15 protein-coding genes are annotated in these 19,054 nt (G+C 42.0%); 11 read left to right on the top strand and 4 right to left on the bottom strand.

All coding sequences use genetic code 11. The features are described 5' to 3' along the window. The 5 genes from infC to MHN79_RS10265 all read left to right on the top strand — a co-directional run bounded on the left by infC (nt 1) and on the right by MHN79_RS10265 (nt 3,593). Nucleotides 1-552 (top strand): translation initiation factor IF-3, encoded by a 552-nt coding sequence (infC, locus tag MHN79_RS10245; protein ID WP_114783754.1) that lies wholly within the window; start codon nt 1-3, stop codon nt 550-552. A gap of 115 nt (nt 553-667) precedes the next feature. Beyond that, nucleotides 668-862 (top strand): 50S ribosomal protein L35, encoded by a 195-nt coding sequence (gene rpmI / locus MHN79_RS10250; protein ID WP_004401085.1) that lies wholly within the window; start codon nt 668-670, stop codon nt 860-862. 41 nt (nt 863-903) lie between these two features. After that, complete coding sequence (rplT, locus tag MHN79_RS10255; RefSeq protein ID WP_114783752.1) at nt 904-1,257, top strand: 50S ribosomal protein L20; 354 nt, start codon at nt 904-906, stop codon at nt 1,255-1,257. A gap of 209 nt (nt 1,258-1,466) precedes the next feature. Further along, nucleotides 1,467-2,681 (top strand): L-2-hydroxyglutarate oxidase, encoded by a 1,215-nt coding sequence (lhgO, locus tag MHN79_RS10260; RefSeq protein ID WP_239172816.1) that lies wholly within the window; start codon nt 1,467-1,469, stop codon nt 2,679-2,681. 81 nt (nt 2,682-2,762) lie between these two features. Next, a complete protein-coding gene (locus tag MHN79_RS10265; RefSeq protein WP_239172817.1) occupies nt 2,763-3,593 on the top strand; it encodes a DUF6279 family lipoprotein in 831 nt (276 codons plus the stop codon). A gap of 28 nt (nt 3,594-3,621) precedes the next feature. Here MHN79_RS10265 and MHN79_RS10270 read toward each other — a convergent pair whose 3' ends face one another. Next, nucleotides 3,622-5,142 carry an aldehyde dehydrogenase family protein gene (locus tag MHN79_RS10270; RefSeq protein WP_239172818.1) on the bottom strand — a complete coding sequence of 507 codons (1,521 nt, stop codon included), beginning with the start codon at nt 5,140-5,142 and terminating at the stop codon, nt 3,622-3,624. 229 nt (nt 5,143-5,371) lie between these two features. On the opposite strand from MHN79_RS10270, the gene MHN79_RS10275 reads away from it, so the two are divergent. Then, a complete protein-coding gene (locus tag MHN79_RS10275; protein WP_239172819.1) occupies nt 5,372-6,367 on the top strand; it encodes a sigma 54-interacting transcriptional regulator in 996 nt (331 codons plus the stop codon). An 8-nt stretch (nt 6,368-6,375) separates the two neighbouring features. Here the strand turns inward: MHN79_RS10275 and MHN79_RS10280 are convergent, their stop codons facing one another. After that, a complete protein-coding gene (locus MHN79_RS10280) occupies nt 6,376-6,522 on the bottom strand; it encodes a hypothetical protein (protein WP_239172820.1) in 147 nt (48 codons plus the stop codon). 494 nt (nt 6,523-7,016) lie between these two features. Here MHN79_RS10280 and MHN79_RS10285 point away from each other — a divergent pair, with 494 nt between their 5' ends. Beyond that, a complete protein-coding gene (locus MHN79_RS10285) occupies nt 7,017-7,367 on the top strand; it encodes a hypothetical protein (protein ID WP_239172821.1) in 351 nt (116 codons plus the stop codon). Between the two features lie 533 nt (nt 7,368-7,900). Next, a complete protein-coding gene (locus MHN79_RS10290) occupies nt 7,901-8,254 on the top strand; it encodes a hypothetical protein (RefSeq protein WP_239172822.1) in 354 nt (117 codons plus the stop codon). Between the two features lie 131 nt (nt 8,255-8,385). On the opposite strand, the gene MHN79_RS10295 is transcribed toward MHN79_RS10290, so the two are convergent. Both MHN79_RS10295 and MHN79_RS10300 read right to left on the bottom strand, forming a co-directional pair. Next, on the bottom strand, nt 8,386-10,194 hold the full coding sequence (locus MHN79_RS10295) for an immunoglobulin-like domain-containing protein (protein ID WP_239172823.1): 1,809 nt from the start codon (nt 10,192-10,194) through the stop codon (nt 8,386-8,388). A gap of 287 nt (nt 10,195-10,481) precedes the next feature. Next, nucleotides 10,482-11,447: a peptidoglycan DD-metalloendopeptidase family protein gene (locus tag MHN79_RS10300; RefSeq protein WP_239172824.1), complete on the bottom strand. Its 966-nt coding sequence runs from the start codon at nt 11,445-11,447 to the stop codon at nt 10,482-10,484. An 848-nt stretch (nt 11,448-12,295) separates the two neighbouring features. Here MHN79_RS10300 and MHN79_RS10305 point away from each other — a divergent pair. From MHN79_RS10305 to MHN79_RS10315, 3 genes are read left to right on the top strand one after another with little or no spacing between them, the layout of a single operon-like run. Further along, entirely contained in the window at nt 12,296-13,993 is a 1,698-nt protein-coding gene (locus tag MHN79_RS10305; protein WP_239172825.1) for a hypothetical protein, read from the top strand. A 3-nt stretch (nt 13,994-13,996) separates the two neighbouring features. Then, nucleotides 13,997-17,548: a hypothetical protein gene (locus tag MHN79_RS10310; RefSeq protein ID WP_239172826.1), complete on the top strand. Its 3,552-nt coding sequence runs from the start codon at nt 13,997-13,999 to the stop codon at nt 17,546-17,548. Then, nucleotides 17,545-18,942 carry a hypothetical protein gene (locus tag MHN79_RS10315; RefSeq protein WP_239172827.1) on the top strand — a complete coding sequence of 466 codons (1,398 nt, stop codon included), beginning with the start codon at nt 17,545-17,547 and terminating at the stop codon, nt 18,940-18,942. The genes MHN79_RS10310 and MHN79_RS10315 overlap by 4 nt, the downstream gene beginning before the upstream one ends. Nucleotides 18,943-19,054 lie beyond the last annotated feature (112 nt).

Below are 19,054 nucleotides of genomic sequence, written 5' to 3' on the forward strand. Positions count from 1 at the left end.
ATTAAAGGCGGAAGACGCGGCCAACAACCGGCCAAACAAAATGCTCATCGTTTAAACGGTGAAATCCGAGGCGTACGTGAGGTTCGACTCACAGGCGCTGACGGCGAATCAGTTGGTATCGTATCGATCCAAGAAGCGGTTGCTGCAGCTGAAGAAGCTGGTATGGACCTTGTAGAAATCAGTCCAAATGCTGAGCCACCTGTCTGTCGTGTGATGGACTATGGTAAATTCCTCTTTGAGAAGAGCAAAGCTGCAAAAGAGCAGAAGAAGAAGCAAAAGCAGATCCAGATTAAGGAAGTGAAATTCCGTCCTGGAACTGATATTGGAGACTATCAGGTAAAACTACGCAACCTGACGCGTTTCCTTGAAGAAGGCAACAAAGTGAAAGTAACTATTCGCTTCCGTGGCCGAGAAATGGCACACCAAGACATCGGTGTTGATGTTCTAAATCGTCTTAAGGAAGATACAGTCGAATTGGCTGTTGTTGAATCTTTCCCTAAGAAGATTGAAGGCCGTCAGATGATCATGGTGCTTGCCCCTAAGAAGAAGTAATTAGTGGCTTACAAGTAATAAACCCTGTCACTTTCTCTGATTAGATTTTAGTGACAGGGTTTTATTCGCCCTGATTACATGTTGTTTAAACTACTACAATGCGGAGTTATTCATCATGCCTAAGATGAAAACCAACAAAGGTGCTGCTAAGCGTTTCAAGAAAACTGCTGGTGGTATTAAGTACAAGCACGCTACTAAACGTCACATCCTGACTAAGCGTACTACTAAGAACAAGCGTCAACTACGTCCAAACGCAATCCTTCCTAAATGTGAAGTGGCTGCAGTTGTTCGTATGATGCCATACGCTTAATTCTTTTTAGTTTATTTATCGTTTAGTTTAGGAGAAGCATAATGCCTCGCGTAAAACGTGGTGTACAAGCTCGTGCACGTCATAAGAAAGTTCTAAAACAAGCTAAAGGTTACTACGGTGCACGTTCACGTGTTTACCGCGTAGCTTTCCAAGCAGTTACTAAAGCTGGTCAATACGCTTACCGTGACCGTCGCAACAAGAAGCGTCAATTCCGTCAACTATGGATTGCACGTATCAATGCGGCATCTCGTCAAAATGGTCTATCTTACAGCCGTTTCATCAACGGTCTTAAGAAAGCATCTATCGAGATCGACCGTAAGATCCTTGCTGATATCGCGGTATTCGACAAATCTGCTTTCACAGTACTTGTTGAAAAAGCGAAAGCTGCTCTTTAATCAGAGACAGTGATTAGGATTAAGAGAAAGAGGAGCATTCGCTCCTCTTTTTTGTTTTTGTCATTTTTTGTAATGCTTTAAGTCACAATTCCATCATTTAATATCAGCTTGTCATAAAACCTTGCACTGAGTGTGTTCCCGATACACGAATTGAATACGGTTTCCTCATAAAATAAATACTCTGATAGTGGTAGTGGGAAACGGACATCATGCATGATTACATTATCGTTGGTGGCGGTATTATCGGTGCATCAACAGCGTGGCAACTCAAAAAGAAATACCCCAATAAACGTATTTTGTTGCTAGAAAAAGAACAAGACTTTGCACAGCATCAAACGGGGCATAATAGCGGTGTCATACATGCAGGAGTTTATTATCCACCAAATAGCCTAAAGGCAAAGTTTTGTAAGCAAGGTGCAGCAGACACTATCGCGTTTTGTCATCGACACCATATCCCTGTCGAAAATTGCGGTAAGTTGATTGTCGCGACCTCTCAGATAGAGCTTGAAAGAATGGAGGCGCTTTATGAGCGCTGCCAACACAATGGCATTGATGTTGAGTGGCTTGATCAGTACCAACTGAAACTCGCAGAACCTAATATCACAGGCCTTGGTGCTCTTCATGTTAAGCAAACCAGTATTGTTGATTACACTAAGGTGACTCGTGCCATGGTTAAAGACTTTACTGACCTAGGCGGGGAAATCAGCTTATCGACCGAAGTATTATCTGGGCAGGAGTTTGAGCATGAGATTCAACTGACTTGTATGCGCCAAGGTCAGAGCATGCAATTGAATACTCGTTATTTGATTACTTGCTCTGGACTAATGGCGGACAGATTGACAGCCATGCTGGGCATAGAAACCAATTTTCAGATCATCCCTTATCGTGGCGAATATTATCAACTGGATGCAGCGCATAACCAGATTGTCAATCACCTTATCTATCCGGTGCCTGATCCAGACTTACCCTTCTTAGGCGTTCACTTGACCAAGATGATTGATGGTAGTGTTACTGTCGGTCCTAATGCGGTTCAAGGTTGGAAACGAGAAGGCTATTCTAGAGTGAACTTTAGTGTGCGTGACACGATGCAAATGCTCAGTTACAAGGGCTTCTGGCGAGTGTCACGTAAACACTATAAAACAGGATTAGTCGAACTCTATAACTCTTGGTGGAAGCCCGCTTACCTTAAACAAGTTCAAAAGTATTGCCCCTCATTATCGCTTAAGGATTTAAAACTGTATCCAGCAGGGATTCGCGCTCAAGCTGTGCTAGAAGATGGCACCTTAGTCCATGATTTTCTGTTTGCTGAAAGTATTCGCAGCTTACATGTGTGCAATGCGCCCAGTCCAGCGGCGACCTCCTCAATCCCTATTGGAAGCTATATCTGTCAAAAAGTTGCTGATAAGTTTGAGCCTGGCACTTAATTTGCTCGTATCTGAAAGAGGACATTAATAGCGGCAACGAGACGGCTATAATACCTTATGACCTAGAGCGAGGGATGGGCGATGAAAAAGTGGGGATTAGTTGTACTGAGCTTACTTCTAACAGGTTGTGGTACAAAGTTTGTTTACAACAATCTCGACTGGCTATTGATAGAATATCTTGATGATTTTGTTGAGTTAACCACGGAGCAAGAAGCGTTGATCAGTGACAAACTCGACAGCGTGACCAAGTGGCATAAGCAGCAAGAACTTCCGCGTTATATTCGACATTTAAATCAGCTGATAGCACTTGACCCCAAAAAAGTAACCTTGGCTGACATACAGCGGCAAGAAACTGAACTTAAGGCACATACACAGAGACTACTGCGTCACATTGCATCAGATATTTCCATATTGGCTAAACAGCTTTCCGATCAACAAGTAGAAGAACTCATGGACAGTATCAGAGTCCGCCATACTCGCTACAAACGCAAATATCAGAAGCTGTCAGAATCGGAAATTAGAGAAAACTATCAAGAAAGGCTCACCGATAACATACAGGACTGGTTAGGGCCATTAACTTCAGAGCAAAAACAATGGATAGCAGACTGGACCTCTGAGCTTTATGTCACCTCTTATGATTGGATAGACCACCAGACCAAAATGCGTATCGAGATAAACCAGTTACTAAGTAACCGCTTAGACGATAGTTATTTTGATCCTCATTTTGAGCAATTGATGTTTAATCCAACCAGTTTCTACAGCAAAGAGCTGCAGCAGAAAATAGCTCATAATAGGGCTACTGCTCATCAATATTTGGTGAAAATCATCAATTCAATTTCAGACAAGCAAACGGCTCATTATCGGGAAGAGCTGAAGGATTGGCGAGATATCGCGCTTGAAATACATAAATAAAAAAGCGCCCGCAGGCGCTTAGAAGAGTTTAGAAAAAGCCCATGGGACTTACATCATAACTTACTAGCAAATTCTTAGTGTTCTGATAATGATCAAGCATCATCTTGTGAGTTTCACGGCCAATGCCTGACTTTTTATACCCGCCAAATGCGGCATGCGCAGGGTAGGCGTGATAGCAATTGATCCAGATGCGACCAGCCTCGATTTTTCTGCCCATGCGATAAGCAAGGTTGGTATCACGAGTCCACACACCTGCGCCGAGTCCATATTCAGTATCGTTGGCAATCGCTAAGGCATCTTCTTCATCTTTAAATTTGGTGATAGCAATGACTGGACCAAAAATCTCTTCTTGGAAGACACGCATTTTGTTGTGGCCTGTAAGCAAAGTCGGCTGGATGTAGTAGCCTGAACCAATGTCGCCTGACTGTTGAGCGACTTCACCGCCAAACACAACCTCAGCGCCTTCCTGACGACCAATATCTAGATAGCTCAATATTTTGTCGAATTGTTCTTGGGAAGCTTGAGCGCCAACTTGGGTATTAGTATCAAGAGGGTTACCCTGAACTATGTTCTTCGCCCGCTCAGCGACCTTTTCAACAAAACGGTCGTATATGGATTCATGCACTAACACTCGGGAAGGGCAAGTACAGACTTCACCTTGGTTGAAGAAGGCCAGCAATGTTCCCTCAATACACTTTTCCAAGTATTCATCTTCATGGTCGAAGATATCAGGGAAATAGATATTGGGTGATTTACCTCCAAGCTCTACGGTTGAAGGGATCAAGCTGTCTGCCGCACATTTTAGGATGTGTTGTCCGACATCAGTTGAACCAGTAAAGGCGAGTTTAGCGATACGATGACTGGTTGCTAATGCTTGGCCTGCTTCTCTACCGTATCCGTTTACTATGTTGACTACACCTGCTGGAATAAGATCGCCTATCACTTCCATTAAAACTAGAATCGATGTTGGGGTCTGTTCGGCAGGTTTGAGAACCACGCAGCAACCAGCGGCTAGAGCCGGCGCCAGTTTCCAAGCGGCCATCAACATTGGAAAATTCCACGGAATGATTTGCCCTACCACGCCAACTGGCTCAGGGAAGTGGTAGCTTGCGGTATTAACGTCAAGTTCAGCTGCGCTACCTTCTTGAGCGCGGATGCAGCCCGCAAAATAACGAAAATGATCAACAACCAGTGGTAGGTCTGCAGCTAAGGTCTCGCGGATGGGCTTACCATTTTCCCATGTTTCAGCCACTGCAAGCATTTCTAAATTGTTTTCTATTCGATCAGCAATCTTGAGTAGTAAATTGGCACGTTCACTGACACTGGTCGCTGCCCATGGAGCTTTAGCTTTATGAGCGGCGTCTAGTGCTAGTTCAACATCAAGCTCATTTGAACGGGCGACCTGACAATATGTTTGACCATTAACAGGGGAGATATTGTCGAAGTACTCTCCAGATTGGGGGCTAACCCACTCACCACCGATGAAATTATCATAGTGAGTTTTGAATTTAACAACAGAATCGACGCTACTGGGTTGTGAATAAATCATAAAAATGTCCTTATTTATTATTCAAATGGAGTGTTAACTCATTATTTGCGATGCAACACAACGCAAATCACAGGCCAAATGTTGCAAGCTTGTTGTCAATCTCGTGTGAAGCTAGAGTAGCTGGGCTCTCAGGAACCTAGACAAAGAAAAACCTGAGTGTAAACAAGGATGATTTCATTGTTAACTGTGCCAATTTGGCGCAGGCACAATGTTCAGTTATGGAACAGTTATGGAACAAAAAATATTACAGATGGACTCTTGGCTAGCCTCACCACCAGCTAAAAAACTCGATATTCTAAACGCTTCACTTGTCCTTCATTATGGCGATCCTGAGGTTGAACTAGCCTGGCAGCATGCGTCAAAAGTCATGGATTCTGGTATTCATTTACTGGTGTTGGGAGAGACCGGAGTTGGTAAGGGAGAGTTTGTCAAAGCACTTCATCAATATAGTTCTCGCCGTCATAAACCTTTAGTAGCGGTCAATTGTGCGGCATTACCCAATGATTTAATCGAATCTGAATTATTTGGTTATGCACCAGGTTCGTTTACAGGTGCGCATCCAAGAGGGTATTGTGGCCGGATAAGGCTCGCTGACAAGGGCATATTATTCCTTGATGAAATCGGCGAGATGTCCATGCAGGCTCAATGCCGCTTACTTTCAGTACTGCAGGATAAAACCATCACTCCACTTGGCTCTGCACGTTCGTACAAAGTGGATATTGAAGTGATAGCCGCTACGCATCAAGACTTAGACTGGTTGGTAGCCAAAGGGCGTTTTCGCCAAGATCTCTATTATCGCCTCAATGGTATGGCCGTTGAGCTTCCTGTGCTTAGAAACCGTAAAGACAAAGCCGAGTTAATAAAATCTATTCATAAAAAGTATCGTAATCATTCTCAAACCATCTCGCCAGATTTATTTAAGCATCTAATCCGTTACTCTTGGCCGGGGAACTTACGTGAGCTGGATAATTTTATTAGAGTGGTAACCGTTATGGCAGGTGGAAACCATGTTGTTGATGTCACTCATTTGCCGGTGCAGTGGAAACGCCGTTTTAGCAAAACGAATGATAGGGAGCGTATTAGTACGGAGTTGAAAGCGACCCTCAATAAAACGATCGAGGATGTGTATGTTGCTAATGAAGGCAACATCAGCAAGGTAGCTCGTGAATTAGGAGTAAGCCGTAATACGGTATATCGAAGATTAAAAGCTCAGAAAGTGTTGTAACTTCACTATCAAGATGACGTTTGAAAGCCTCCTCTTCGCTGCGCTTCTTTTACTAGAGCTTGACGTTTTTCTTCGCGTTTTGAGGCTATTGGTGTATCTATACTTTTGTCTTTCTTTGGGGGGGTGACTAACGCAAAGTACTTGTTTGTCATCATATCCTGTCCCTCTAATCATCATTTTTATGTTGGAAGCTACCTATTATCTTTAGTTTTTTTAGCTAATTTGCTATAACGCATGGATAACTGTTCCAATAAACAAAGCCTAGTCTATTTTCATTGTTTTTAATAATGATATTAATAAATATAAAAAATAATTATCGATATTAGTAGTCAAAACTAACATTAGTACATTATAAATTTAATTAGTAAAACTATTTATTATTCACTATTTATACTTTTTATTTAAAACTTAGAGGTTGATTCATTACAAACTTAATTTATTTTAATGAATGCAATTTTTCATTAATAAAAATCACCTAAGTCATTGTTTTAAAATGATTAATTTATTTAATGTTAATTGTGTTTTTAGTGGAAGTTATTTTTGGAGGAAATGTCAATTCCTTAATTATTTACGCTTGTAATGCATTACCTAATTAAATACTTTGAATGTGCCTGATGGCTTTTTAAACAACATAATTATAGGTAGTAGTATGAAAAAATTAATATTATCAACGTTAGCTTTAACATTATTTGCGTCAAATAGCGCATTAGCAGAAGATAGATATAGCCCAAATGAGCTTCTTTATGGTGGTGTTAATATTAGTGCCGATGGTGTATTGACTTCTAAAGCTAGCTTTGCCTGTGCTGCACCAACGGATGTAGAGTTTACTATGAGCTCTGATAACAGTGTTCAATTAGCGGTTAAAGATACGCTTATTGACTGCCGAATGATCCCTTGGGTTCAGGATTTTAGCATCGACCTTAAACCACTACTTCAACAGTATGGTTATCACCAAAGCGAGCTAAGCGTCGTAAACAAAATTACGTTTGAACAAGAGTAGTCTTCTATTTTTGAACCATTATCTTCCATTTTAATGAGAAGTAATTAACCAAAAGAAGCGATGATTTTATTCCCCGTAAAATCTCGCTTCTTTTATTTAAGTTACAAGACTGGTTTCGCGTCCAACCCTAATTAGTTTAGTGCCCAAGGACCGCTATCAGCAGGCACACTAACTTGTGACCACCATTTAGCATGATAAGTCCTTCCATGATAAGTCAAAAATTACTATAAACACACTATAAAACTAATTATTAAAATTATTTATTATTCTGTGGTTATACTTTCTATTGAAAAATTAGATATTGTTTCACAATAAACTGCACACATTAAAATAAATCACGGTTTTCATTATATAGAATTTATAAAATTTTAAATGATTAAAATATTTAATGTCATATCCATTCTTACTGATGTTTATTTTTGGAGGAAATGTCAACTCCTTAATTATTTACGGTTGTAATGCATTACCTAAAAAAATATTTTGAACATGCCTGATGGCTTTTTAATCAACATAATTATAGGTAGTAAAATAAAATGAAAAAATTAATTTTATCAACGTTAGCTCTGACTTTATTCGCGTCTAATAGCGCACTTGCAGAGGATAGATATAGCCCAAATGAACTTCTCTATGGTGGTGTTAGTATTAGTAGTGATGGGATACTGACGTCTCAAGCCAACTTTGCTTGTTTGGCTCCAATGGAAGTCGAGCTGAAGACTAGCTCAGACAATAGCGTTCAAGTTGCTATTAAAGATAGGCCCATTGACTGTTTGATGATCCCTTGGGTTCAGGAGTTTAGTATTGATCTTAAACCTCACCTGCAACAATACGGTTACCATCAAAGTGAAGTCACTATCGTCAATAAGATTTCGTTTGAGTTACCAGAGTAATTTAATCCTCGGCTCTGAAGCTGTTTTCTAACTTAGATAAAGTAATGATCAAAAGAAGCGATGACTTTATTCCCCGTAAAGTCTCGCTTCTTTTATTTAAGTTACTAGGCTGGTTTATCGCCCAACCCTAATTAGTTTAGTGTCCAAGGATCGCCATCAGTAGGCACATTGCCTTGTGACCACCATTTAGCACGATAAGTTTGTCCGTGATACGTCACAAGATCATCGGTATTGTAGGTCTGTGTTGAGCTCCATTCGTGAATTTGCCCATCATCTTCAGCTTGCCATACCGCGCTTGCTCCTGGCTCGTCGCCTTGTGTCCACCATTGGGCCGTGTAATTTACGCCATTGTATAACACTTGATCTCCAGTATTATAAATCGCCTCTGGATCCCATGTCCCACTGCCTGTTTCCTCATCAGTGACAGTGATGATGCGATCATTGGTTGTCGTTTCTCCCGCCGCATCGGTGACCTGATAAGTGAGGGTGTATTGCCCAACAATCTCAGTGTTAACCTGCCCTGATACCTGAATGGCAGAATTACTGATGTCGCCATCTTCTGCATCTGTCGCACTCACGCCTTCCATTGGGTCAAAGTCTGAGTTGACCAAGATGGTTTCATTGTTTATACCGTTTATCACTGGCGCAGTGTTGTATACCGTAACTTGTCTGATTTCTTCCGTGGTGTTGCTATCGGAATCAGTCACCGAATAGGTGAGAGGGTACGCACCAACTCTGTTAGTATTCACCTCGCCACTGACGACAATATCTCCGGTTAAATCACCATCTTCTGCATCTGTTGCGCTCACGCCTGCCATTTTGTCGTAGCTACTACCAAATGGAGTACGATCATCACCAATACCACTAATAGAAGGTTTGCCATCGGTTGGAGGAGGGGTTTGACCATGAACGTAAGGACCATAGTCTTTAACAAACTGCTCATCGTATTGCTGGCCACCGCTATTAGTTCCCATATCCCAGTTGATTGACCAAGTCATAATTCCGCGCAATGGTTGCCCTTGCTCTCTTAAACTGTCTAAGGACTTGTATATATCATTAGGGTTACTAACGAAGCCACTTCCAGCCGCATCTGGATTGGCTGGAATGCCAAATACCAGCTTTTCATGTGGGATCTTGGTATAGCCACGAGTACCATTAATAATACTATCGGCAATGTAGTAGATGAATACGTCTTGATCTTTATAATTTTGCGGAACCCAAGTGTTTATTTCATCTACCCAAACACCATCACCAGCTTGGTTATAGAATTGAGGGTTAATAAAATCATAATAACCATCCAAACCGTTCAAATAAGGGATGTAATCTCCCCTTGCCAGTTGTAAATATGGGAACTCAGGAGCCATGGTAATCATAAAGTTTTGCCCTTGCTCCCTGTAGTGATCTTTCACCTGGCGAAGGGCTGCTGGAATGACAGTTTGGTTATCCGCTGCGCTAATCGCAGCTTGCTCTAGGTCAATGTCCAGCCCATCAAATCCGTAGGTGTCGACCAGACGAATAATTTCAGTAGCAAGCGCCTGCTCGTCTCCGCTGTGAAGCTCAATATGTGCGTCGGCGCCGCCAAGTGCAAGCTGAACACTTCTTCCTTGAGCATTGAGCTCGGCAATCTGAGCCTTGAATTCTTCCTCAGACAAACCTATGTCGGGGTCTAGATGAAAAGTTGGAATATGACCTGCGGCCGTATCATAGACCTTCATGAAAGATACATTAACCACATTGTATTGCGGGTCTACATCTGCGAGTTCTACGCAAGGTGCGTTACCACCTTTATAACCATCACCCTCACACCAGTTATGCCAATATCCAACCAACACATTGCCATCTTGATCGACCAGCTGTTGGCCATCACCAGCGACGGCTTGACCACTGCCTAATGAAAGTGCAGAGAGAATACTTAACGCTAAAGCTGTTTTTCTGTTCATTCCGTTAATCTCCAATACGCTTATTTTTCAAAGCTAATTAAGTGCTCAAGTTGACGCTACATAATCTTGAGAGGAGAGTAAAATTGGATGACAGAATACTTGGTACCGCTCCAAGTAATTTGATACAAATGCAATTCATATGCTTAAATATATAGTTTTATTCGATTTAAAGGCTTTTAATTAGGTGTTTTGTGAATGTTTATTTTTGTTTTCTACATATTAAAGAGGCAAGAATGTTCAAAAAGTTCAGTCTTGCCACTAAAGTATGAATTTACGAGGTGAGGTGATTATTTCGCGATCTGAAGAGCCAGTCGCTGTAAGGCCATTTTTGCGTCGGCTGTTTGAGCGGATATCTGTTCTACGGCTACTTTTTCTGCGAAGGTCCTTTTTTTCTCAAAATCAATCGGCCGACCGTCTTTCCAAAGCTCAAAATGCAGATGTGCGCCTGTGGTGCGTCCTGTATTACCGCTAGTTCCTATCTTTTGTCCTTGAATTACATTGTCTCCTCGCTGAACGAAACGTTTGGATAAATGAAGGTAGCGAGTTCTTAAACCATCTGGGTGAAGGATGACAACGTATTGACCTGCCAATGGATGGTAACGAGAGATCACCACGCGTCCAGACGAAATACTGACTACGGGCGTGCCAACAGGAACGGCATAATCCGTACCCAGATGAGATGTAACCTTATGAGTGATGGGATGTCGACGAGCAGGGTTAAACGGCGAACTTACTCTAAACCGACGTGACACGGGGGAAAGCAGAAGCTTGTCTTTATAAAAGTGCTCGCCATCAGAGCTAAAAAGAGCCCCTTTGTCATCGCTGTAAACATAAAACATATGCTGATTGTCTTGATACAAAAAAGCTTCTAACTGATTTTGATCGTCGATCTTAAACGCAAACTTACCTGCACGAGAAACTGAACGGATAAAATCAAACTTACCTGATGCCAAAGATGTTAAATAGCCTATGGTATCCGGTGAGGCGCCAGAGGCTAGCGCAGAACCATAGAAAGAATACTCTACAGTGCCGCTAAAAATGTCAGGTTTTACAATGGCAGGGGCAGGGGGTAACACTTCCTTGGCAGGTGGCTTAGTCGCTAATGCCACATCTTTGGATTCAAAATGGTTGGTATCATTACTGCCAAATGGTATCACTTCGATGATGGCGCATAATGCCAAAGGAATAAGAGTTAAATGCCAAAAAGACAGGAAGTCTTTATAGCTTTTTTGTTGAATAGACGTTGGATACATGAGGATGCTATTTTAATTTTTTGTCAATCATAGGGTTTTAAATGGGGAAATCTAGAGAAAATTTAGGCTTGGTGTTTGGGCAGGGTTATCTAGATTAGTGAGTTTTGATTGGTTTTCCGATTAAAACTCTAATTTTTTATTTAGTCATGTTTCAAAATGAATAATTTTATAGTGAAAAAGTATTTTCTTATAGTGAAAGTGCATGGCGATAAAAACTATATTTTGTGGTGAACCTCCAATGAATGCACATATATAAAAGTGTATCTCGTCGCATCTGTGAAACAGTGGCAATGAAGGGAATGCGCGAGTGCTACTTTCAGGCGTTACAGTAAGAACCTCAGATAATGTTTGTTTTGTCTTTTCTTACATTCAATTATTTGAACTAAGACAACAAAATTTATTGATATTTTCTTTATGCCGATATTGATTAATGAGCGAAATGAATATTAAAACGTGCTGTTTACTTGCCAACAAGATCAATTACCTAGTAAGACAGTGAAATATACCTGTCAAAGTGAAGTTTGAAGCATAAATTTCGCCACGTTGCATTGTTGGCACCAGTTTGTATAGTAGCGCTGCACCTGAGGGTGCTATCCTGCACAGGTGGTTATGACTATCTGTATTTAGTATCTGAAAATGTAGTTGATACTTTGACGCGATATTTCATCGCGTCTTTTTTTATCTCGCTGTACGGTATATTTTTCAGAGTTTAGTGGTAATTATGTTAGCTTGATTAGGTTGCAAATATCTCAATTATACGTACAATGGCTGTTGCCAAATCGTAATTAACCCCTTTGGGGTAACTTGTTGCCGCAATCAAAAAACATTAATGGTTGTGGAGAACTAAAATGCAATTAATTTGCAAATTTGTTCCGGGAAATACACTTTCTAGGGACGTGTTAGACTATATCCTGTCGCCAGATGAATGCATCGGGCAACTTTCGCGTACGCGCAATCTTCAAGACGTGGTCAGACAGCTTCCCAAGCCTCTGTCTGAAAGTCTTCCTCAGTCGGCGAAGAAAGACATCCACCGATTACTTACCGCCATTAAACAGCGTCTTGTTCGCGCTGATTGGGTTGCTGTGTCATCCTTTGCTCGTCGTAGTCCACTTTCAGAAACCCAGCTTCAGGCATACCCTGCGTTAAAGGCGCGCATGGATAAACTTTCCGCTCAGCCAGAAAAGAAAGTGGTGAAAGCCAATTATGCCATGGTAACAGACGACGTACCCTTGGCACGAAACCTATCCTTTAGCCCTGTTGAACCAGCGCCAGACAAAAAAATCGTGGTCGAGTTTGCTGGCCAGTGGCCGAATAATGCGGCGCGTGTTATGCTCGGCAAAACCGATCTACAAGGTGAGAAGCTCACCAATGCGAGAGCAGACCGGCACTACAACCATCGTAGCGTTGCGATATTTAAGGGCTTAGAGGCAGAAAGCAAAAGCCTTTACATCAAGATCCCCAACAAGCAGCAGCCTACGCCCATACTGTTAAAAATCGCCGATGAAATACAACCCGTTCCTGAACAAACTGAGATGGATGAGTGGGACAATGTCCTGATCCCCGTCAGACCTTTGTACTACGCAACCGAAGATAACCAAGCTGATAAACTCGCTGATGCAAAGCGGGGGTACGTTTACGTATTTTGGAAACAAATACTCTGGCGCGAGCTGTATGTGACCCAAAGCGGTTATTTGTCAGATGTTGATGTTGAGTACTACCGCGCAATGCCACACGCGCAAGACAAACAAGTTCGTCAAGCGGAAGGCCATCAGCTTCACCATATTTGGCTGCCTTATAAAGTCAAAGGTGAAGTGCAGATTGAAGACAATGGTTTTGGGTTAGTGTATAGCGCGGCCCAACTTAGTTGGGAAACCATTGAGAAATTAGAGCAAGATCCAGAGTTTTACCAAAGTGAAGTGATAAGTCTGGATGAATGGGTAAGCTACTCAGAGACACAGAGTTTTGATGACCAAGAGCATATTGTTGATATTCATCTTCCTAAGTTAGAAGCGGCCATCGCGCAAAGCTTTACACCAAATCTTAACAACAACTCAGGCAATTTTTATCAGCAGCAGCAAACAAAAACAGCGGTAGTGAAGTTACCTCATAACAGTGGTGGTTTTGGCATTTTGTTAAAAGATCAGTTCGATAAACCCTATGCCAATTTGGCATGCTTGGTTAAGGCCAATGGAACAGATTATCCGCGTCAATCGGATGACAAAGGTTTTATCTCTTTAGCGGAATTTTACGATCAAGAGCGTGTGCTGGTGTGTATGAAAGCCAGTCAAACTGACGAGGATTACTCAAACCGCTTGTTGGTCAATATTGGTTCACTTAAACCGATTGAAGAGCAAGAAGGCGTGCTGCAGCGGCTTCAAAACCACGACTTTACGGAAGTGAACTTGTCCCAAGCCGATCCTGAATTAGCCCAACAGGCGATTTCAAACCTGCAAAAGAATTACGCTCTTGAGGTTAATGGTCAGCTTGACTCGAATACCAAAAAACAAATTTCCGCACTCGATCAATCTAAAAATGGTGGTTGGTAATTCATGAATACAATGTTAACGCCTAAACAGCCGCAAAATGACTTGTACTTGTCCGATCTTGAATATAGTCGGGTCTTGTTAGAGAAAATCAAACAAAAGATAACAGAACTGGATTCTAGCGCAGAAGCCATGTTGGTTGCTGACCTAAAAAATTACGGCAGTCACCAAAAGAAAATACTAAACACCAAGCAAACTCAATATGATGAATTTGTCGAGCAATGGCAAAGTCAATCATGTTTAGATGAGTTTGATCAAGAATGTGTGACTGAAAACCAAAGCAAACTTGATGGCCGAAAAAAACAGTACGCTGATCTCTACCAAGCCAGTGCGCTCACGCAAGATGATGATGGCGCATGGTATTTGGATGTAGACAAAGATGAATTGGACAACATAGGTTTATTTCATCCTACGCAAATTCAGCAAGTCTATAGCGAACAAGGCCGTTCTCCTATTGACGCAAAGACCACTTGTGTGACCAGCGAACGTACCGTGTCACTTGCCGATAGTGCCTTCATATATGATGATGGCGATGGCCATCAGATTGATATGAAAGATTCAGTGATCAGTAACCGTTTTGTCTGGTATTGGGATACATCTGGTGCGGGCTCTGTGCTCTCTCGCGGTGTCGCAGCGACCAATATTTGGGGTAAGCCGTTTCCTCTTAGTATGGAACCGCGCTTTTTTGACGAATCTGGTGATCAATTTACCTTGCTGCAACCTAATGGTTTTCAGGGCTTACCTGATTTACTCCACACCAAAGTGACGCCTCTGCGTGAAAGCGCGCGCAGCAAACCAAAACCCACGCCAGCAATGCAAATCGCCACCATCAGCCGTAATAGCTTGACAGTGAAAAGTAACGCTCGATTTTTGGCTTATCCGCTCGACAAGTTCCCATTTAAATCCAAACCGCTTAAGAAGCTGGACATTGACGCTGGCTGTCTAGCGAATGAACTGATTGAAAATGAAGCCACACGATTTAAAACTATCGATGCGCCAAAGCAAATAAAAGTGCATTGCTCGTTACCTGAATGGGATTTTCGCCTGCGTAAGATGCTAAACAAGATGCAAAGGCAGATCGCTGAATACAATTTATTTATGGCCGATTATATGGCTCGGCTAGACATTCTCACTGACATGATAAACATAGTGAAGCTCCAATTTGAGTTTCCGTTTAAAGCACTTCCTGCTGATAGTAGCTATTGGGAGAGAACGAGTCGAGTCATGTTTGGCTCGCAACATCCTTTTTTGTACCTTCAGTATCAAGTACTCAATAGCGATATGTTTTGGGAGTCAGGGGATAAAGATCAGATAGAGCAGGCTAAAAACCACCGCGAGCTATACCAAGCCTTATGTGCCATTCGCGACAAAATGGTCACTAGCGCTGATAAAGAAGAAAGTTTTCTTACCTTCTCTAAAACCTATAAAAACGCAGGCAAACAAAAAGCCGATATCGCAAAAGTGGCGGAGCGATTGTACGCCTTGCTGACCGCACCTAAACTGCGGCAGGAACTGAAGCGCTACATGGGTTCACTCTCAGAGCAGTTGCAAGATGAAAAAATTGCGACAAAAGTAAAGGATGAGGGTTTTATTCCGCCAGGGCCTGATTTTGAAGATGAAGGCAACTGGTGCGTGATTTTTAACACCATTGCTGAGTGTTATGGCGCTCTCGCTTCCAGTGATACCTACCGTCAAAAACTGTTTGATGAGCAAATTGCCCCCAGCATTAATGCCATCATTGCCAATGATACCAATCATATTATTGAGCAAGAGTTTAAAGAGGTTTGGGATAAAGAACCAATAGAAAACATCACTCAAACTCAACTTCCTGAAGATAGTTTTTTAAATACGCAAATCAGTCATTTAAACGAACTTAAACCAGAAACTCCAAAAGACAATCTGCTGAGTGCTATTCTGGATAAAAATACCGTTGAAACACTTGAGTTGCTTTGGAGTAAACGAGGGCTGGTGATCCCAGGCCCAGGCGCGCCTTGTGTGTTGCAAGTGATTTTATCCTGCTACTCAGCGGAGGTGATGACCCATGTTACCAAACGGGTGCAAACTACATCGGTTGCTCATTTGCGCTTTTTTAATGCGGTATTACGTCATTGGAAAGTTCGTGAACTGTTTACTAAGAACGAATTTCAACAGATCTTTATGGCCTATACCATTGTTCGAAGTAGCGATCGCAAAAGAAACAAAGGGCTAATTGATGAGGGCAGAAAGCTACTAGCACAATATTCCAAAGAAGTTGCCACTGGGCAAGGCAAACATAGCCAAGATTTATTTGATAGTACCTTGGACTCGGCTGCCAGCCCTTATCAGGGCGTCGCCTACGCCAAGCTCCTGTATGTGTTTTATAACTTTACCGTTAATACCCAAGGCGCATTAGCCATTGAAGAAGCGGCGAAAAAGGCGCAGTGGAGCGGGCATCAAACCTCGTTAGAAATGACCAAAATGATGACAGAGATGGTATCAAGCCGGTTGCAGTTAGTCTCAGACAGCTTAAGTATTGCTCGAAGCATTGAAATTGCCTTGGCGCGTATGAAAACTAAAGGCCCTGTGGATGTCGGCACATTGCGCTTTGGTCAGATAGGCCAAGTGCTTGATTTTCTTGCCGTTGGGGTCACAGTATTTTCATTGGTCAATACCTCTATCGATCTTTATCTAACTGATCCCACCGATGCGGAAATTTTGGCTAAGGGTGCCAGTCTTATTGCGGATTCGGCAATTTTGGTTGGCTGGGCAACAGGGATAGGGGTGTTAACTGTGATTGGCACTGTGATAACTGTGGCGATGCTGGTTTATGAATTGACAAAGCTTTATCGCACCTTAAATCAAACCCAAGTGCAAAAAAGACTGCTCGCGCAATGGCAACTGTTTAAAGGTGATTTGGATAGCGAAACAACCCAACGTTATCTGAAACAAGTGGTCAAACAGTCAAAGATTAGCGAAGATCTTGAATTCGATAGCACCCAAGAGTTAGCAGCGGCATTGGCTCGCTCCCCTGAGTTGACTCTTAAGATGCTATCGCCGGGCATGGTTGAAGACATAGATGAAAAGCTAGAGTATGAGTTTGCCGATCATCTGCTACCCGGTTTTTCTTATGTGGAGTTAGGCAATATGTCTTGGCGCGCAGTCGTGCCACTTCATTTGCTTGGCTACTCGGAAAAGTCAATTGAAGACTTGGTTAAGCTTGACCCAAGCCTTGAAGACTTTACCGGTATCACAACGGTGAGCGACATTATTCAATACTATAACCACGTACGGGAACAAGAGCAGTCACAACCTGATGATAACTATGATTCACAGCAGTCAACGCATATTTATATTGGCCCTGGCCTTGAGCAAAAAGCGGCCAAAGGGGTGAATTGGGGAATTTCTGCGAACACCAAGTATGGGATAGATGTGGTCTCGATTGCCCAGTTATTAGAAACCGGTTTATTTACCCCGCCAGAGCCTAGCGAGCAAGCGTTTTTCCACGGCAATGACTGGAATCACCCTAGCTTTCGTATTCCCAAATTGTACGTTGAATCGATTCACGGAGAAGAACAATGAAATTAGTAAAACGCGGCCATTTTTTCCTTGTCGCGCTGAGTTTATACCTAGTTATGGTGGGGCAAGCCTTGGCCTTAACCGCGCAGCAACAAGCCGAAGCGATTATTCAAGCCTCACCTGTGGCGCAAAAAATTCAGCAAAACTTTAAACCTGAATACGGTAAGTTATCCTTTTTTGTAGAGGGGTTAACAGGTGAACTTAGCAAACTTCCCTCACTGGAGTCTGAAAGAAAGAGGTCCGCTATTACCCCTTCTATCATAGGTGATGACGAGCAATATGGTGCAGCAGGCTCTTTGTCACGTATTGCAGTACTATTGGACCAACAGGGAAAGGCACTAAATGTTACAGTAGAGAGATATGCGACTATTTCCGCTAAATTTATTAGTGCTATTTCTGATGCTAAGTATCTACATTTGAGGAACGCCCGGTATCTCGATAGTAGTATCGACTTAAGCGCTTTTAACAACCTAGAAAGGGTGACCATTGCATTTTTAGATAATGTTCAGCAAGTGATACTGCCCCAATCGGGAAGTGTAAAAAAAATCAATATCCACCAAACAGAGTTGAGGCATATCAGTAATCTAGGACTGCAAAAAAACTTAGATGTATTTATTAGTACTGCCGAGAGTGCAAGTGGCTTTGATGAGTTAAATGGTAATCAGTCGCTAGAGTACCTTTCTATTGAGCTTTCAAAATCAGACCTTGATATTGGGTCGCTAACAAATTTAGAAAAGTTATGGGTAACAGGGCCAGAATATAAAAATATTAAAAATATTGATAAACTAGTTAAGCTAAAAAACCTAATTATGGAGAACTTTACAGATAAAAAACTAAGTGGGGTTGTATTGCCAAAAAGTATTGAAACTATCTCGGTACATAATATTGCTAAGGGCAGTCTACCTCAGATTAGAAGTCTACCTTCTATAAAAAGGCTGGCATTCAAGTCTATAGAAGATAATATGCTAAAAAATGTTGAGGATTTACCCAGTTTACAAGAACTTCTCATTACCTATTCTAACCTTCCTACCTTAAACGGCATCGAGAAGTTACCTTCGCTTAAAGACCTAACGGTAAAAAAAAGTGGTACTATCGATATTTCGGCAATCGAAGCACTGGGACACTTAGAGAACCTAATGATTAGCGATAACTACTTGGATGATATAAGTGTTATCGCTAAGCTGCCTCAGCTGGTATACGTTAGAGCATCTTATAATCAGCTTAAAGTGCTGCCAAAGTTACAGCCGGACAACCATCTTAAGTCTTTTGATTTTTCCGATAATCCGATTGAAACCATCGATCCTGAAGTGCTTAAAACCTACTCTAAGGTAAGAAAAAACGCACTCAATACGCCCTTTTATAACAGTTTAACCAGAAAACAGCAGCTTTATTTTTAGTCTTAGGAGTGAGTAATGAAACGTGATCACCCAGTCATGGTTACCAGTAAAATTATTGCTGTTGTGTGCATAGGCCCGCAGATGCTTTACCGCTCCTATGTAGAGCTTTTAA

Source organism: Vibrio sp. Of14-4 (assembly GCF_022347625.1).
Lineage (GTDB): Bacteria > Pseudomonadota > Gammaproteobacteria > Enterobacterales > Vibrionaceae > Vibrio > Vibrio pristinus.

What these genes read in the sequence shown, in the direction of transcription:
- MHN79_RS10285 (WP_239172821.1), top strand. Translation starts at nt 7,017, where the DNA reads ATGAAAAAATTAATATTATCAACGTTAGCTTTAACATTATTTGCGTCA.
- MHN79_RS10310 (WP_239172826.1), top strand. Translation starts at nt 13,997, where the DNA reads ATGAATACAATGTTAACGCCTAAACAGCCGCAAAATGACTTGTACTTG.
- MHN79_RS10275 (WP_239172819.1), top strand. Translation starts at nt 5,372, where the DNA reads ATGGAACAAAAAATATTACAGATGGACTCTTGGCTAGCCTCACCACCA.
- MHN79_RS10290 (WP_239172822.1), top strand. Translation starts at nt 7,901, where the DNA reads ATGAAAAAATTAATTTTATCAACGTTAGCTCTGACTTTATTCGCGTCT.
- MHN79_RS10315 (WP_239172827.1), top strand. Translation starts at nt 17,545, where the DNA reads ATGAAATTAGTAAAACGCGGCCATTTTTTCCTTGTCGCGCTGAGTTTA.
- rplT (WP_114783752.1), top strand. Translation starts at nt 904, where the DNA reads ATGCCTCGCGTAAAACGTGGTGTACAAGCTCGTGCACGTCATAAGAAA.
- MHN79_RS10265 (WP_239172817.1), top strand. Translation starts at nt 2,763, where the DNA reads ATGAAAAAGTGGGGATTAGTTGTACTGAGCTTACTTCTAACAGGTTGT.
- lhgO (WP_239172816.1), top strand. Translation starts at nt 1,467, where the DNA reads ATGCATGATTACATTATCGTTGGTGGCGGTATTATCGGTGCATCAACA.
- MHN79_RS10280 (WP_239172820.1), bottom strand. Translation starts at nt 6,522, where the DNA reads ATGATGACAAACAAGTACTTTGCGTTAGTCACCCCCCCAAAGAAAGAC.
- MHN79_RS10305 (WP_239172825.1), top strand. Translation starts at nt 12,296, where the DNA reads ATGCAATTAATTTGCAAATTTGTTCCGGGAAATACACTTTCTAGGGAC.
- MHN79_RS10270 (WP_239172818.1), bottom strand. Translation starts at nt 5,142, where the DNA reads ATGATTTATTCACAACCCAGTAGCGTCGATTCTGTTGTTAAATTCAAA.
- MHN79_RS10295 (WP_239172823.1), bottom strand. Translation starts at nt 10,194, where the DNA reads ATGAACAGAAAAACAGCTTTAGCGTTAAGTATTCTCTCTGCACTTTCA.
- MHN79_RS10300 (WP_239172824.1), bottom strand. Translation starts at nt 11,447, where the DNA reads ATGTATCCAACGTCTATTCAACAAAAAAGCTATAAAGACTTCCTGTCT.
- rpmI (WP_004401085.1), top strand. Translation starts at nt 668, where the DNA reads ATGCCTAAGATGAAAACCAACAAAGGTGCTGCTAAGCGTTTCAAGAAA.